Source organism: Microthrixaceae bacterium (assembly GCA_023957975.1).
In the GTDB taxonomy this organism is placed as follows: domain Bacteria; phylum Actinomycetota; class Acidimicrobiia; order Acidimicrobiales; family Microtrichaceae; genus JAMLGM01.
Map to the genome: position 1 here is coordinate 385390 of JAMLGM010000003.1, position 15455 is coordinate 400844.

At 67.3% G+C, this 15455-nt stretch carries 14 protein-coding genes; 5 read left to right on the plus strand and 9 right to left on the minus strand.

Features of this window, described 5'->3' with window-relative positions:
* Window positions 1-57: 57 nt before the first annotated feature.
* From M9952_06725 to glpK, 4 genes are read left to right on the plus strand one after another with little or no spacing between them, the layout of a single operon-like run.
* Entirely contained in the window at window positions 58-738 is a 681-nt protein-coding gene (locus tag M9952_06725) for a response regulator transcription factor (protein MCO5312617.1), read from the plus strand.
* Window positions 735-2252 (plus strand): HAMP domain-containing histidine kinase, encoded by a 1518-nt coding sequence (locus tag M9952_06730; GenBank protein MCO5312618.1) that lies wholly within the window; start codon window positions 735-737, stop codon window positions 2250-2252. The genes M9952_06725 and M9952_06730 overlap by 4 nt, the downstream gene beginning before the upstream one ends.
* Entirely contained in the window at window positions 2249-2929 is a 681-nt protein-coding gene (locus tag M9952_06735) for a GerMN domain-containing protein (GenBank protein MCO5312619.1), read from the plus strand. Before M9952_06730 ends, M9952_06735 begins: the two co-directional genes overlap by 4 nt.
* A 9-nt stretch (window positions 2930-2938) precedes the next feature.
* Complete coding sequence (gene glpK, locus M9952_06740) at window positions 2939-4468, plus strand: glycerol kinase GlpK (protein ID MCO5312620.1); 1530 nt, start codon at window positions 2939-2941, stop codon at window positions 4466-4468.
* On the opposite strand, the gene M9952_06745 is transcribed toward glpK, so the two are convergent.
* Window positions 4465-5217: a hypothetical protein gene (locus M9952_06745; GenBank protein ID MCO5312621.1), complete on the minus strand. Its 753-nt coding sequence runs from the start codon at window positions 5215-5217 to the stop codon at window positions 4465-4467. The genes glpK and M9952_06745 overlap by 4 nt on opposite strands.
* Window positions 5218-5329: 112 nt before the next feature.
* On the opposite strand from M9952_06745, the gene M9952_06750 reads away from it, so the two are divergent.
* Window positions 5330-5968 carry a TetR/AcrR family transcriptional regulator gene (locus M9952_06750; GenBank protein MCO5312622.1) on the plus strand — a complete coding sequence of 213 codons (639 nt, stop codon included), beginning with the start codon at window positions 5330-5332 and terminating at the stop codon, window positions 5966-5968.
* Here M9952_06750 and M9952_06755 read toward each other — a convergent pair.
* The 8 genes from M9952_06755 to M9952_06790 form a co-directional block, all read right to left on the minus strand.
* The gene (locus M9952_06755; protein MCO5312623.1) at window positions 5965-7143 is read right to left on the minus strand and encodes an aminotransferase class I/II-fold pyridoxal phosphate-dependent enzyme; all 1179 of its coding nucleotides are present in this window, start codon (window positions 7141-7143) and stop codon (window positions 5965-5967) included. The genes M9952_06750 and M9952_06755 overlap by 4 nt on opposite strands.
* Window positions 7144-7220: 77 nt before the next feature.
* The gene (locus M9952_06760) at window positions 7221-10196 is read right to left on the minus strand and encodes a hypothetical protein (protein ID MCO5312624.1); all 2976 of its coding nucleotides are present in this window, start codon (window positions 10194-10196) and stop codon (window positions 7221-7223) included.
* A gap of 173 nt (window positions 10197-10369) precedes the next feature.
* The gene (locus M9952_06765) at window positions 10370-10729 is read right to left on the minus strand and encodes a hypothetical protein (GenBank protein ID MCO5312625.1); all 360 of its coding nucleotides are present in this window, start codon (window positions 10727-10729) and stop codon (window positions 10370-10372) included.
* Window positions 10730-10795: 66 nt separating this feature from the next.
* Entirely contained in the window at window positions 10796-11956 is a 1161-nt protein-coding gene (locus M9952_06770; GenBank protein ID MCO5312626.1) for an ArsA family ATPase, read from the minus strand.
* Window positions 11953-12489: a hypothetical protein gene (locus M9952_06775; GenBank protein MCO5312627.1), complete on the minus strand. Its 537-nt coding sequence runs from the start codon at window positions 12487-12489 to the stop codon at window positions 11953-11955. Before M9952_06775 ends, M9952_06770 begins: the two co-directional genes overlap by 4 nt.
* A complete protein-coding gene (locus M9952_06780; protein MCO5312628.1) occupies window positions 12486-13709 on the minus strand; it encodes a glycosyltransferase family 4 protein in 1224 nt (407 codons plus the stop codon). Before M9952_06780 ends, M9952_06775 begins: the two co-directional genes overlap by 4 nt.
* Window positions 13706-15121 (minus strand): tRNA epoxyqueuosine(34) reductase QueG, encoded by a 1416-nt coding sequence (queG, locus tag M9952_06785; GenBank protein MCO5312629.1) that lies wholly within the window; start codon window positions 15119-15121, stop codon window positions 13706-13708. Before queG ends, M9952_06780 begins: the two co-directional genes overlap by 4 nt.
* A gap of 99 nt (window positions 15122-15220) precedes the next feature.
* Window positions 15221-15418: a hypothetical protein gene (locus tag M9952_06790; GenBank protein MCO5312630.1), complete on the minus strand. Its 198-nt coding sequence runs from the start codon at window positions 15416-15418 to the stop codon at window positions 15221-15223.
* Window positions 15419-15455 lie beyond the last annotated feature (37 nt).

Genomic DNA, 15455 nt, shown 5'->3' on the forward strand with positions numbered 1-15455 from the left:
CGCCGAACCAACGCCGCGTGGCGCCGTTTTGCTCGCGGCGCATGAGAGACTGGCCGGGTGGGTACGCGCATTTTGACCGTTGAGGATGACGAGCGGATTCGGACGTCGGTGAAACTGGCCCTCGAAGATGAAGGGTGGGAAGTCGCGGAGGCCACCAACGGCGAGGATGCCATCGCCCAGTTCTCCCATCACCCGGCCGATGTGGTGCTCATCGACATCATGTTGCCCGGTATCGACGGGTTCGATGTGTGTCGGGCGATCCGGCGTGTCAGCGACGTTCCTATCGTGATGGTCACCGCCCGAGCCGACACCCACGACGTCGTGGCCGGCCTCGAGGCGGGGGCCGACGATTACCTCACCAAACCGTTCGTCCCCAAAGAACTCTCGGCGCGTATCCGAGCACTGTTGCGCCGGGCCCGTGCGGCCGACACCGGCGTGACGCGCATGAGGTTCGCCGACATCGAGATCGTGCCTCAGGAGGGCCTCGTCACCAAGGACGGCGAACAGGTCCACCTCACCAAGACCGAGTTTCGGCTCCTGGTCGAACTCGCAGCCAACGCCGGTCGGGTGTTCAGCCGTGAGGCGCTGCTCGAAAAGGTGTGGGGTCACGACTACTTTGGCGACGGCCGCCTCGTCGATGTTCACATCCGGCGCCTCCGCACCAAGATCGAGGCCGACCCCGCATCGCCGCGTTACGTCGTGACCGTGCGCGGACTCGGCTACAAACTCCAGCCGTGAGCGAGTCGGCCCCGATCCCTGAGGAGTCGCTGCGCGGCCCGCTTCGCCAGCTCGGGCTTCGCACGCGCCTGATCTTCACCTTCGCACTCGGCTCGCTCGTGATCGCCGCGCTCGTCGCCGGGGCATCGGTCGCGGTGAGCCGATCGAACCTGCTCGACCAACGCGAGAAGACCAGCCAGGACCGCGCGCTGGTCAACGCCGCGACCCTGTCGGACCAGTTGTCCTCCCCCGACGTCGATGCGCAGACCCTGTTCGGATCGGTGTCGGTGGCCGGCAAGCCCTCCGCCATCGTGCGAGACTCCGCCGACCCCGCCGGATACCGGTCCGTGAGCCTCGACCCCCGATACGGCGTCTCGGCGCTGCCGACCTCGCTTCGCGACCGCGTGATCGTCGATCGCGAGGGTTCGATGATGCGCTATCGGCGAGACGGCGAGTTGCTGTTGGCCGTCGGGGTCCCCACCGCGAACGGCGGCGGCTACTTCGAGATCAGTCAGCTCGACGACATCGCCCGCTCGATCAGCAGCCTCAGCTACCGCCTCGTGCTCGCGTGCGGGGCTGCGGGCGTGTTGGGCTCGGTGCTGGGGGTGTGGGCCAGTCGACGGGTGCTGCGACCGCTCGCGGATGTCAGTGAGGTCGCCGAGGCGATCTCACTCGGAAAGCTCGATGCCCGCCTCGTCGACACCGACTGGACCCACGACACCGACCTCGCACCGCTCGTCGCCTCGTTCAACTCGATGGTCGCCGCCATGCAGACCCGCATCGAGCGCGACGCCCGCTTCGCGTCCGACGTCAGCCACGAGCTGCGGTCTCCCCTCACGACCTTCAACGCCTCGCTCGAGGTGCTGTCCAACGCCCGCGACGAGATGCCCGAACGCGCCCAGATGGCCCTCGATCTGTTGTCGAGCGACATGGAGCGCTTCACCCAACTCGTCGAGGACCTGCTCGAGATCAGCCGATTCGATGCCGGTGCCGTGCGCCTCGAACTCGACGAGGTGCTGATCGTCGAGACCGTGAGGATCGCGACTCGAACCTTCTCGCGCGACCCGGTTCCGATCGAGGCGCAACCCGGCCTTGAGGACTTGGTCATCATGTGCGACAAGCGGCGCCTGATCCGGGTACTCGCCAACTTCTTGGACAACGCCCGAAAGTACGCCGGTGGCGCAACCCGGGTGACCGTCGAGCGGGTCGATCCGGTCGACGACGACCCCGAGTCGATCTCCATGGTCCGAATCGCCGTCGAGGACGAGGGGCCGGGGGTGACCGAATCCGAACAGGAGCGGATCTTCGACCGGTTCAACCGCGGCGGCCAGGGCGGCAGTCGCGGCACCGACCTCGGCGTCGGCCTCGGTTTGGCCCTCGCCGCCGAACACGCACGACTTCACGGGGGATCGGTCTGGGTCGAGGATCGTCACGACGACATCACGGGGGCGAGATTCGTCGTCGAGTTGCCCCTCGTCGAGCCGATCGACGACCCCGAGGAACCCTCGCTCGATGAGGCGGTGATCGCATCGTGAGCCCGCAGCGTCCTCCCCTCCGATCGGCGGTTGCGAGGCGTGCCGCGTCGGTGGCCGCGCCGGTGCTCGTGGCGCTGCTCGCCGCCGGCTGTGCCATGCCCGTCGACCGCGAACCTCGCGCACTGTCGGCCACCACCACGACGGCCTCGCCGTCGACCACCCCCACCTCCGAGTCCGGCAACGGCATCGCGTTTCTGTACTTCCTGACCAACGGACGCCTCGACGCGATCTCGACAGAAACCTCGAGCGTGCGTCCGGTCGACGTCCTCGCGTTGTTGTTCGACGGAGTCCCCGCCGGCACCCACAGCGACCTCACCACCCAGATCCCCGCCGGCGCCAGAGTCCTCGACGCCTCGCTCGCGGCGGGGACACTCACCGTGAACATCAGCGAGGACTTCAACAACATGGTCGGCTCCGGACGCACCCAGGGCATCGCCCAGATCGTGCTCACCGCGACCGGGCTCAGCGGCGTGCGCCGGGTGACGTTTCAGGTGGAGGGCGTCACCACGCTGGTGTACTCCCCGCTCGTCGGCGACACCGAGACGGTCGATGAATGCGACTTCGTCTCCCTGTTGCCCGATCCGGCGTCGCTGCCCGACCGCGAGGACGCCACCCGATCCCAACGCGAGCTCATCGACCGGATCGAACAGGCGAGCGACGGCTGCGACGACGGGTAGATTCACGCCATGGCCGTCGTGTTGTCCATCGATGCAGGTACCACCGGGGTGCGATCCGTCGCCGTCGACGAGCGCGGCGCGGTGACCAACTGGCACTACCGAGAGTTCACCCAGCACTTTCCTCGTCCCGGGTGGGTTGAACACGATGCCGCCGAAATCTGGTCGGCGATCGAGGCGACGATGACCGACCTGGTCGCCGAACTCGACGAACCGATCGCCGCGATCGGCATCACCGACCAACGCGAAACGATCGTCGCCTGGGATCGGCGCACGGGGGCACCGCTGAGCCGGGCGATCGTGTGGCAGGACCGCCGGGGAGCCGCCCGTTGCGAGGAACTCGCCGAACTCGGCCACCTCGACCTGGTGCGATCGACCACCGGGCTGGTGCTCGATCCGTACTTCTCGGCGACCAAGATCGAGTGGTTGATTCGAACCGGCGGCGTCGAGGTGACCGCGGACACCGCCTTCGGAACGATCGATTCATGGATCCTCTGGAACCTCACCGGCGGCCGCGCCGACCGCGGGGCGGTGCATGCCACCGACACCTCCAACGCGAGCCGCACGATGCTGTTCGACATCGCCTCCGGAGCCTGGTCCCCGGAACTGTGCGACCTGTTCGGCGTGCCCATGGTGTCGCTGCCCGACGTCATGGCCTCCGCCGGACGCTTCGGCGTCACCGGAACCGACTTGCCAGTCGAAGCCGGCATCCCCATCTCCGGAATCGCCGGCGACCAACAGGCCGCGCTGTTCGGCCAGGCGTGCGTACGCCCCGGGATGACCAAGAACACCTACGGCACCGGCTCGTTCGTGCTCATGAACGTCGGCGACACACTCCCCACCCCCGCCGATGGCCTCCTCACGACCGTGGCGTGGACCCTGCCCGGACGACTGCTCGGAAACGAGGGCCCGGAATTGGTGACCCATTACGCGCTCGAGGGCGCGATCTTCGCCACCGGCGCAGCGGTTCAGTGGCTGCGCGACGGCTTGCAGATCATCGACTCGGCCGCACAGGCGGGTCCGATCGCCGAGTCGGTCCCCGACACCGGCGGAGTCGTCGTCGTCCCGGCGTTCACCGGTCTGGGTGCGCCCTACTGGGACCCGTATGCCCGCGGAACCATCGTCGGGCTCACCAGAGGGTCGACCCGTGCTCATCTGGTGCGCGCCGTCGTCGAGTCGATGGCCTATCAGACCCGCGACGTCGTCGAGGCGATGGCCTCGGCCAGTGGTCGCTCGATCAGCGAGCTCCGCGTCGACGGCGGGGCGTCGCAGATGAACCTGCTGTTGCAACTCGTCGCCGATCAACTCGGCGTCGAGGTTCGACGCCCGGTGGTGAAGGAGACGACCGCACTCGGCGCCGCATACCTCGCCGGCCTGGCCGAAGGGGTCTGGGCGACGGTCGATGACCTCGACGGGGCGTGGATCGAAGATGCCCGAGTCGGCCCCGGCGACGGACGCACCGAGGCCGACGAGCGTTACCGAATGTGGACGCGGGCGGTCGAGCGGTCGCGAGATTGGGCCGACGCCGACGAATCGGATTAGGCGTCGGCTGAGGGCACCGTCGCTGAGGGCACTGTCGCTGAGGGCACAGTCGCTGAGGGCAATGCGGCGAGCCGCGTGCGGGCGAGCGAGCTGAGCCGCTCGAGAAGCGAACGTTCGACCTCGCGCAACGGTAGGTCGCGGCGCGACAGCAACAGTTCAAGTCCGTCGGGCCCGTGATCGACCGACTCCCCGAGCGAGGCGCAGGCGAGTTCGCCGATCACCACCCCGCCCCCCGTCGCAGCCCGCGGTGAGACGCCGGACGGCTCGGTATCCGCACCGGAGGCAGCGCCGAACGCGAACGCCGCCATCCACTCGGCCGACGGGAGGTCATCGCCAACGCTCGAGACGACTGCCGGAGGCCGGGCCATCGACACCGCCGCGACCCAGTCGGCCCCGAACAGCGCTGCGGTGCCCGACACGACCTCATCGATGAGCTCCTCGCGATCGGTGGCGGAGGCGATTGCGGCGGCGAGATCGAGTGCCTCGACCGCGCGGTCGCCCAGCACCGCACGGGCGGGCCGAACATGTTCGACGTCGACGCCGTCGACCTGGCCGATCTCTTTGATGAGCAAGTCGACGTGCTGTGGGTCTTCGATGTCGATCGTCAACTCATCGACCGCCCGACCAGCGCCGCGCTCGAGGATGTCGATACCGACCACATCGGCGCGGACCGAGCCGATGCGACTCGCGACCGCGCCGAGTGCGCCCGGGCGATCAGGAAGCCAAACACGAACAACGAATAACGGCATGCCTGCAGGTTATCGAGGCGGCATGAACGCACTGTGTAGCGCCATTACGGGCGTGTGAACTCCGCCGCCGACTGTCTTGACCGCCCGGTCAAGACTGGTAGCTTGTCCGCTCATGAGCGACGACACCGACGGAGGCGCCGACGGAGGCGCCACGCCAACACGTCGGCTCACCCCGCGGGGTTCTCAGCGGCGCAGCCAACTGATCGAATTCGCCACTCGCAAGTTCGCATCCGACGGCTACCACCCGACGTCGGTAGCCGACATCGTCGACGGGATCGGCGTCGGCAAGGGCGTGTTCTACTGGTACTTCGAGTCCAAGGAGATGCTCCTCGAGCAGATCCTGCGCGACGCTCAGCGAGGACTGCGCCAGCGCCAACGAGAGGCCGCCAGCGCCGCACCGGACCCCATCGAGAAGCTCGAGTTCGGCATTCGGGCGGCCGTTCGATGGACCGCCGAGCACGAGGACCTGGCAAAGCTCGTCGAGTTCGCCCAAACCGACGAACGGTTTGAACCGCTCGTTCGCCGGGGGCGCGCTGCGCTCGTCGGCGACACCGTTCCCCTCGTCCGAAAGGCGATGAAGCAGGGGGTCATCCCCGACGGCGACGCCGAAATGCTCTCCTATGCGATCTTCGGCGTCGCCTCAAGCCTCAGCGCGGCGCTGCTGCCGCGCGAGGGCGTCGACCCCGACCACATCGCCGATGCGGTTGTCGAGTTCTGCCTTCGGGGAATCGGTGCCCGGCCGGACGGCTAACCGAGCCTGGTGAGTCCGCGACGAAGGTTGCGGATCGCCTGGGCGGTTCGCTGTTCGTTCTCGATGAGGGCGAAGCGGACGTGGCCATCGCCATCCGGGCCGAATCCGACGCCGGGCGAGACCGCCACCTGACCCTCACGCACGAGGAGCTTCGCGAACTCGATCGAACCGAGATCTCGATAGGCCTCCGGAATCGGCGCCCACGCGAACATGGTTCCGCGAGGCGGCTCCATCTCCCACCCGATCCGGTTGAGACCGTCGCAGAGCGCGTCGCGACGGCTCTGGTAGATGGCCGTTTGCTCGGCGGGGAAATCGGGGGCCTCGTTGATCGCCACCGTAGCGGCGATCTGGATGGGCTGAAACGTGCCGTAGTCGAGGTAGCTCTTGAGCTTCTGCAGCGCTGAGACGACCTCAGCGTTGCCCAGCATGAAGGCGACACGCCACCCGGCCATCGAGAACGACTTCGTCATCGAATAGAACTCGACGCAGCACTCGAGCGCCCCCTCGGCCTGCAGGATCGACGGGGGCTGGTAACCGTCGAACCCGAGGTCTGCATACGCGTTGTCGTGCACGATGACCACGTCGTTTTCGCGGGCGAAGTCGACGACGCGTTGAAAGAAGTCGAGGTCGACACAGGTCGTCGTCGGGTTGTGCGGGAAGGACAACACGATGACCCGGGGCTTCGGAAAGCTGTACTTCCAGGTATCGACCATCGCATCGAAGAACTGCTCGGCACCGTTGATCATCGGCAACTCGCGCACGTCGGCGCCGGCGAGCAGCGGACCGTAGATGTGGATCGGGTAACTCGGCGACGGCACCAGCGCCGCGTCGCCGGGGCCGAGCAGGGTCCACATCAGGTGGCTGAAGCCTTCCTTCGCCCCGATGGTGTTGATCACATGGCGATCGGGGTCGAGTTCGACCCCGAAACGACGCAGGTAGTACCCGGCGATCGCCTCTCGGAGCTTGGGCAGGCCGCGGCTCGAGGAATACCGATGGTTCCGGCTGTTCTGCGCCGCCTCGACCAGCTTGTCGACCGCGACGTCGGGCGACGCGAGGTCCGGATTCCCGAACCCCAGATCGATGATGTCTTTCCCGGCGCGCCGCTCTTCGATCTTGAGCGAGTCGATGATGGTGAACACATACGGCGGGAAATTGGTGATGCGCCGAAACTCCATAGGCCTGCGATCCTACCGCCCCTCCCCCATGGCCTCGACCCATATATCCCAACCGGGCCGCGCCGGTGCGAAATCGGTCAGTGGTGAGCGGGGCTGAGGCGTGGATCGATCACGAGTGCCCGGCTCTCGCCGAGGCCTCCGGCCCAGTCGGCCACGGCCGGATCGTCGGTCAACATGATGATCTGGATGACGTCGCCCATCCGCTCGAGGCGCGTGTACACCTCGCTGATCTGATGCATCGGCCACTGTGCGAAGGCGTCGTCGATCACGATCGGCACCGACCCCACGAACGACACCGACCGCTGCTGGGCCAGCCGAGCGAGGATGTACCACTCGAGGGTCTCCGATGCCGAATCGTCATCGGATCCGGCCCCTCCCACCGCATGGGCGATCTGCGGGGTCTCGCGAAGCGCCGACTCCAAGCGCTGCAACTCGTCGTGAGCACCTGCTCGCTGCTCGAGCACCGCGGCCACGCGCTGCTCGCGTTCGGACAATGAGAAGCTCACATCGTTGGTGCGTTGAGCGAGGCGCTCGCGACGTTCGACCGCCTGTGCGTAGGCCTGGGCGGCGCCGCGATGGGCCTGGGCTCGCGCCTGGGCCGCGCCGAGGCGGCGCTTGGCAGCGATGACCACGGGGTCGTCATCGGTGGGGCCATCGAGCAACGGATCGTTGGGCACCGGCTCGTTGGGCACCGGCTCGGTGGGCAACGGCTCGGCGCCGTCCGCGAACGAGTCGCTGAACGAATCACCAAACGAGTCGCCAAAGGTTCCCACGACTCCGAAGCCCTCGTCCCCGCCGCCGGCCGACTCGCCGACATCGAGGCCGGTGGGATCGCCGAACCCGGTGGGGACATCGAGGTCGGTGGGATCGCCGAACCCGGTGGGGACATCGAGGCCGGTCGGGGCATCGAGGTCTGGCGCAGCGTCGAACCCGGTCGCAACGCCGAGGTCGGCCGTATCGGGGATCTCATGGTCCACAGCAACGCTCGGAGCCTCACCGGAGTCGCTCGGATCACCCGAGTCGACCCGAGCGAGCAACGATTCGTACCGGGCCCCCATCTCCTCGATCTCGGCTTCGAGGCTCACGCGCTCGTCGGCGAGTTCGCCGATCCGGTCGTTCAACCCAGCCATAGCGTCGAGCCACCCTGCGGCGATCGCACCCATCTGCTCGGCGGCAAGATCGGAGTCTGGGAGTTCGGCGCCGGTGGTTGTCAGGGCCCACCGCAGATTCTCCGTCGCGGTCGCCAACTCCTCCGAGTCCGCCGAGGCTGTCGAATCGGCTGTCGAGGCTGCCGAATCGGCTGAACTCGACTCCACACCGGGCGCATCCCCGTCGGCGCCGGCAGGCGCACCGGAACCGGCACCGGCATCGGCATCGGACGCAATCGCCTTGCGTTCGGCGATGAGTTCCGAGCGTCGTGCCAGTAGCCCATCGACCAGCGCGGCGTCCGAATGATCAAGCTGTTGCGCACCGAGGAGCGTGGCGGTGTCCTCGATCAGACGTTGGCGGCGTTGCCCCCGGTGCTGTCGGGATTCGAGTGCAGCGTCACGACGAGCGTTGTCCTGTTCCGCCTCGGCGATTGCGTTGTCGATCTCAACGAGACGAGCGCGGGCGGCGGCGACAATTCGTTGGCCGGCGTCATCCCCCGGCGAGGACGCGGACGTCAGCGCGTTCGAGGAGACACCCATCACGTAGGCGCTCCAGCTCGCGAATCCGAGTTCCTCGAGCAGCTTCGCCTCGGTTTCGCGCAGCGCCTCAAGTTGTCGACGGTGCTTCGTCGCGCCGATCCGAGGGGACTTGCCATCGAGTTCGAAGATCTGGTCGTGAGTCCGTTCGAGTTCGGCGACCAATTTCTCCGACGCGCGGTGTTCCTGCACGGAGGCTTCGGCGAGCGAAACCGCTTCCTCCGCGACGTCACGGTCGGCACGCAGATGGCCCAGATCGACCGGAGGCTTCAGCGCGACGTCATCGTCGTCGAACGCCTCCGAGATCTCCTGCCACCGATCCAAGATCGACTCGATCGCCGAGAACTCCTCGTCGACCGCAAGAAGCTCCGGCTGCCCCGCCGCTGTTCCGGCTTGGTCGGGCGCTTCACCCACCAGGCCCGCTCCGGCGCCAGCATCGTCGGCCGACCCGGTCGCCTCGTCATCGGCTTCTGCAAGGTGCAACAGCGGGATCAACGCGTCGTAGGCCACCTGCACGGGCTCGGGATCGAGCGCTCGCAACGCCCGGAGTTGCTGGCGCAGGTCGTTGGACCGCTCGATCGACTCCGAGAGACGCAACTCAAGTTGCTCGAGTTGCACCAGCGGCGATTCCTCCTGCGGCTGAACCGCCGGTTGCTCCACGGGCGCGACGAACTCCACGGGCGGTGCCGGATCGGGTGCCGGTGCCGGATCGGGTGCCGGTGCCGGATCGGGTGCCGGTGCCGGATCGGGTGCCGGTGCCGGATCGTGTGGGGTCGAGTGCTGGTCCGACGCTGCCGCCACCCGGGGGTCGCCCGCAGCTGCCCGCGTCGCGCTGAGCGCGGCCGCGCGGGCGGCAGCCACCGCGTCGAGCGCGGCGATCAGCTCGGATTCGGCATCGGGATCGAGTGCGGCCTCTGTGGCCCGCAACTCGCGCTCAAGTCGTTCATGTTCGCCCGCCAACTCTTCGAGCTTCGAGCGGTACTTGCTGACCGCAGAGATGACCGCCTCGTACTCACGCTCCGCCTCCTCCGCCGCGATCCGAGCGCGTTCGAGTGCCACATCGTCGAGATGTTCCGCACCAAAGTCCGGTCCGCTGCCGACCGCCGTCGGCAGGTCCATGGCACGCACGACCACGTCGAGGTCGGTTTCGAGTTCGAGCAGCTCCAGGCTCTCGCGGTTGAGGTCGAGCAGCACACCGTGCACCTCGATCGTGCCCCGTCCGCCCGGGTCCGATCCTTGTGGGATTGCCTCGACACAGTTGATCAGGCGCTCACGCATGTGCGCGGGGAGACCCCCCACCACCGTGATCAACGGATGGAAGTCGACGGAGAATCCACCTGATTCATCTTCGAAACGCACGAGTCTCATCGATGGGTCCTATCGGCGCGCGAGGCCACAAACTAAGAGAAGTCCCACAAGATTCTCCCGCACCCCCTCGAGTCGTTGCACGACCGAGCCGACGACAACAGCTTCTGCGGCCGCCCGGCCGAGACCGTTTCGAGGCCGGATCCGAGCAGAAGCGGCATCCGGGCCGGGGGACGTTACTCGACGTCGATTCGACGCACCCTGGGTCGGCGGCTCGCCGATTCCTCGGTCGTGTGCCTTCCACGGGCCGAGGCGCCGGCCGCGCCTGCCGGGTCTGCGGGGTTTGCGGCGTGGGTCGACCCGGCCGCCTGAACAAGGCGGGTCAGCATCTCCGACGTTCCGGACAACAGATCGGTCACGCCACCCGCCACCGAGGCCAACTTCTCGCGGTCGGCGACGACCTCCTCGATCACGTTCAAGAAGACGCGGGCGGCGGCGATCATCTCATTCGCCGCCACCTGCAGGTGTTCCATCCCGTCGGAGACGGTCGCGTCCGGGCCTCGGTTTGACTCCGGTTCCTCTGAGTCCTGATCCATCGGGTCCATCGGGTCCATCATGCCAACGAGTGAACGACTCGCGCTGCCGGCGCCCACATCAACGACCTATTCGAACACGATCGTGAATCGGCCTTCGGACAGCGTCGCCCGCACGATGTCACGACGCCGAAGCGACTCCGGCAGCAGAATCGAGCGTCGATAGGGGCCCACACGGACGAACACCTCCGCGGCGCTGCGGCTCACCTGCAGGTTGTCCTTGGTCGCGAACGGGAGGTCGAGATGCACTCGGAAGGTCTCCCCCTCGCGGTCGATCCGTACGGCATCGCCGTCGATCAGCACCTCCGCCGCAGCCACCTCGCGATACAGGTGCGTTCCGAGCGCGGTGAGCGCCTCGACGCCGACCACCTCGCGATCGGCCAGCGGGGCACGCAACACCGGTAGCGGCGCAAACCCCTCCGAGATCTCCTCGAGGTGATGGGACTGCGAACGTTTCCACTCGTCGAACCACGGGTCGGTCACCTCGTCGGGCAGGATGCGATTCGCGATCACCGCGTCGGTTCGATAGCCGAACAACGACAGATAGGTGAAGGTTCGACGGGCCTCGGCGACCACCATCTTTTCCGGGGTCACGACGAGGCGAGCGGTCGATCGCGAGCCATCGCGCAGCAGCGTTCGGACCGCTTCCAGCTCACGGTACATCCGCTCGACCGCACCAAAGACGTGATCGCCGGCGACAGGAATACTCGCCAGGCGCTGCACGACCGGCCCCACCGTCGCGGTGAGGCGCCGACCGAGTGGAAACGCTCGGTCCATGTACCAACTCAACACGTCGGGCAACGAGAGAAACCTGATCGTTTCGGCCGTGGGCGCGCAATCGACGATCAGCACGTCGACCTCGCCGCTGCGGTCGAAGGTCACGATGTCGGTGAGCGCGAAAATCTCCTCGAGTCCCGGGATGATCGACAATTCCTCGGCCTCGATCTCATCGACTCCCGCCCAGCGCAACACGTCGCGCAAATAGCTGCGAATCTCGCCCCAGTTCTCCTCCATCCGGGTCATCGCGTCGAGTTCGGTCGCCTGCACGTTCGCCGCGACCTCGGTGAGCGATGAATCGAGAGCGACGCCGAAGCTGTCCGACAGCGAGTGGGCCGGGTCCGTCGACATCACCGTGACCCTCGCACCATCTGCCGCGCAGGCCAACGCGGTCGCCGCCGCGATGGTCGTCTTGCCCACGCCGCCCTTGCCGGTGAACAGGATCGTCCTCATCGCACCGAACCCCCCGTCGAGGCGCGCCGCGGCGCGAACATGCCGTACATCGCACCCCAGAGCCCGAGAAAGGACAGGCCGAGCATCGGCACGAGCACTCCGAACGCGATCGAGGTCTCAAAGCGAATCGCCGCACACACGCAGCTGACGACAATCTGCATCAGCAGCGCCCCCCAAAGGTGTGCCCGCGTCGATTTCGGGGCGCTTTCGGACAGGAACCACCACCCGACCATGGTCATCTCGTCGCGACGGCTCCGTTGCGCACCCAGCCACAACGCCACGAGATGGAGTACCAAACTGATGCTGAACAGCGCGAGGGACAACAGTGCGGCGACGAGGCGAGCCTCGCGGTTGTTGACGACCGTGGCCACGACGGTGGTCAACACGAACACCCCGGTCGAGGCCCACGAGGTGAGCACGATCCAGCGACCGGTCGGGTGCTCGGCGAAGTACTCCTCCAGCGCAGCCGCGTTTGCCGAACGCCGCTGCTTGGCCAGGGCCTGGGCCTTGGCGCGTTCATCCGCGACGTTCATCGACCCGCCGCCTCCGGGGCCGAGTCGCCATCGGTCACCCCCGAGGGCTCCGCCGAGATCTCCCCTGAGATCTCCGCCGAGGATGTCGCTGGGCCACAGCCGAGCGCTTGCGCAAGCCTGGCCGCCAGCAAGTCATAGGAGAACTCCGCAACCGCACGCCGACGCGACTCGCGCGCCATCGCAGGGTCTGGGTGGTCGAGCAGGTGCGCAAGCCCGGTCGCGACGTCGACCACGTCGCGCGGGTCGTCGACCACCGACCCGGTCACCCCGTGTTCCACGGCCTCGTGACTTCCGCCGCTGCGTCCGGCGAGCTGCGGAACGCCGCAACTCGCCGCCTCGAGGAACACGATTCCGAACCCTTCTTGTTCGAGCCCGAACCAACGGTCGTGACACAGCATCGCGAACACGTCACCACACGCGTGGAACGCGGCAAGGTCCTCGTCGGGAATCCGGCCCATAAACGCCACCGGTGCGCCAAGGGATGTCGCGAGCCGCTTGAGGCGCGCCTCGTCACGTCCGGATCCGGCGATGGCCACGAGCAGATCCGGTCGGGCGGGAGCGAGCCGGGCAGCCGCTCGAATCACCATGTCGAAACCCTTGCGCGGAACCAGGCGACTGACGGCGGTCACGATTCGTGCGTCCTCCGGCAGGCCGAGACGGCGACGGGTGGTGCGACGTTCGTCATGCGAAATCGGGATGAAGCGTTCGGTATCGACCCCCGGCGGAATGACGACCGAATTCAACCGCCGACCCGCACAACGCTGCGCCTCGGCAAGCGGATACCCTCCGGCGGCGATGACCAGATCTGCTCGCCGCAGCAGCGACCCCATGAGCTGGGCGCTGCCCGGGAGACGACCGGGAACCGTGATCTCGGCGCCGTGCAGGACGTACGCGATCGGGCGCTCGATCTGGGGGGCCAGCGCGCCCAGCGGAAGCACCGGATCGAGCACGACCATCGAGGCGTCAACCTCCTGCGCGAGGCGGTTGATGCGGCGCGCCAAGCCGGGATGCGGCAGCAGCACCTTGTCCGGGGTCCGCACGATCCGAATGGGCGACACAGCATCGAACGCCTCGGATCCCGAGTACGGGGTGGTCAGCACCGTGGTGGCGGCCGGCGGGAGTCGACGCCACAACTCCCAGAGGTAGGACTGAATGCCGCCCACTTTCGGGGGGAAATCGTTGGTGACCAGCAGGTGGTTCGCTGCGCCGGATTCGTTCACGGGGCCCTCGTCGTCGCCGGTGGCGGATCGGATTCCATTGTGGTGGTTTGGTCGGTCGTCGTTCCAGATCCGGCACCGGAGGGGGAACCGATGGTGGAACCGATTCGGTCATCGAGGCGATTCAGCGCCCACGTTGCATGTTCGGACAGCATCGGGTCGGCACCGGAATCGAACTGTTCGAGGACGGAGCGGACGCTGGCGTTGTCGGCGGGGGCGCTGTTGGCGATGACGATCAGGAGGTTGCGACGCACGAGGTCGGGATTGCGGTCCGCGATGTACCAACGACCGACGCGATCCAGCAGCGCCTCGTCGTCCAGGTTCAACAGCTCCATCGCGTCCATCCATCGTCCAGGGCTCGCAATAGAGCGATGTGGTCCGGACCCAACATCATCCGACGACTCCAGGCGTCGGGCCCGCAACTCGACCGCACGGTTCGGCGGACATGCCGTCTGGCAGTCGTCGCAACCGTAGATCCGATCTCCCAGCGCGACACGGTGTTCGACCGGAAAGCTCCCGCGGGCCTGCAGCAACCAGGACAGACACCGGCCCGCATCGATGACACCATCGGCGACGATCGCTCCGGTCGGACATGCGTCGACACAGCGTCGACATGTGCCGCAATGATCGCCGACCGGCGTCGGCACCGGTGCGGTATCGGGGTTGAGCCTCGCGTTGGTCACCACCGAGCCCAACACGATCCAGCTCCCGAACCCTGGAGCCAACAGGAGCGAGTTCTTGCCGTACCACCCGATCCCACAGCGCCACGCGGCTTCACGGTCGACGATGTCATTTCGGTCGAGGACCACGACCGCCCGAGCGCCTCGGGCGCGCAACGCTTCGGCAACCCGTTCGAGGGATGCGGCGAGTTGCCCGTAATGGTCGGCCGTCGCGTACCTCGCCACCTGCGCCGCGACCTCGATCGAAGGGTCCGGGGGCGCATCATCGGTCTGGAGGTAGCTGCGAGCCCCGACGATGAGGGTCGCTGCGCCCTTCACCACGCGCGTGGCATCGGTGCTGCGCGGTGGGTTCTTGTAGGTGAAGGCCATGTCCGCGTTCAGGCCCAGGTTCCGGCGGCGCTCGAGTTGGGTTCGGGTGTGACCCCACGCCGCGGCGCGGGTCGCACCGACGAGATCGAGTCCCGCCGCTCGGCCGACCTCGAAGAGTTCGGAAAGGTCGCTGCCGTCGAGCACCACCGGTTGGGATCCGCTAGCGCGCCGGGCATCGCCGGTGCGCCGGACCCCGCCACGGCGCCTGGCCCCGCCGCTGACCTGGGGCGGCGTTGCGTGTGAGGCTTGCGAGCGTTTCGGCTCACCGCGTGAATCAGCGCCACGGGTCGCCTTGGCGGACGTGACTCCGGTCGGTCCCGCAGGTTCAGGCGGATCGCCAGTCTGAGCCACGGGTGGATCCGGCATCGCCCCGAGTCTATTGGTGTCTCTTGGTCGATTCCGAGGTGACCCGCCTCGGAGGTCAACCGGTAGCTACACCCCTGGCTGGCACGGACTCGGACAGCGTCACAGCGATTCGCACTGGTAGCGCACCTCTGGAACCAAGCCCGAGGCGGCGAGGCGGCGAAGCACCAAATGCTCCTCCATGCTCAACACCACGGCGTCGTCGGGCTCGCGCGACAGGATCAAGGCGACGACACAATCGTCGCAGGCCGACGTCGCTTGCATGATGCAGTCGTCACAGCTGATTCGCAGAGTTCTCATGGCGCCATGATCCACACAACCACCGACAGCGAGGGTT

What these genes read in the sequence shown, in the direction of transcription:
- M9952_06750 (MCO5312622.1), top strand. Translation starts at nt 5,330, where the DNA reads ATGAGCGACGACACCGACGGAGGCGCCGACGGAGGCGCCACGCCAACA.
- M9952_06775 (MCO5312627.1), bottom strand. Translation starts at nt 12,489, where the DNA reads ATGAACGTCGCGGATGAACGCGCCAAGGCCCAGGCCCTGGCCAAGCAG.
- M9952_06770 (MCO5312626.1), bottom strand. Translation starts at nt 11,956, where the DNA reads ATGAGGACGATCCTGTTCACCGGCAAGGGCGGCGTGGGCAAGACGACC.
- M9952_06745 (MCO5312621.1), bottom strand. Translation starts at nt 5,217, where the DNA reads ATGCCGTTATTCGTTGTTCGTGTTTGGCTTCCTGATCGCCCGGGCGCA.
- queG (MCO5312629.1), bottom strand. Translation starts at nt 15,121, where the DNA reads ATGCCGGATCCACCCGTGGCTCAGACTGGCGATCCGCCTGAACCTGCG.
- M9952_06790 (MCO5312630.1), bottom strand. Translation starts at nt 15,418, where the DNA reads ATGAGAACTCTGCGAATCAGCTGTGACGACTGCATCATGCAAGCGACG.
- glpK (MCO5312620.1), top strand. Translation starts at nt 2,939, where the DNA reads ATGGCCGTCGTGTTGTCCATCGATGCAGGTACCACCGGGGTGCGATCC.
- M9952_06760 (MCO5312624.1), bottom strand. Translation starts at nt 10,196, where the DNA reads ATGAGACTCGTGCGTTTCGAAGATGAATCAGGTGGATTCTCCGTCGAC.
- M9952_06765 (MCO5312625.1), bottom strand. Translation starts at nt 10,729, where the DNA reads ATGGATCAGGACTCAGAGGAACCGGAGTCAAACCGAGGCCCGGACGCG.
- M9952_06755 (MCO5312623.1), bottom strand. Translation starts at nt 7,143, where the DNA reads ATGGAGTTTCGGCGCATCACCAATTTCCCGCCGTATGTGTTCACCATC.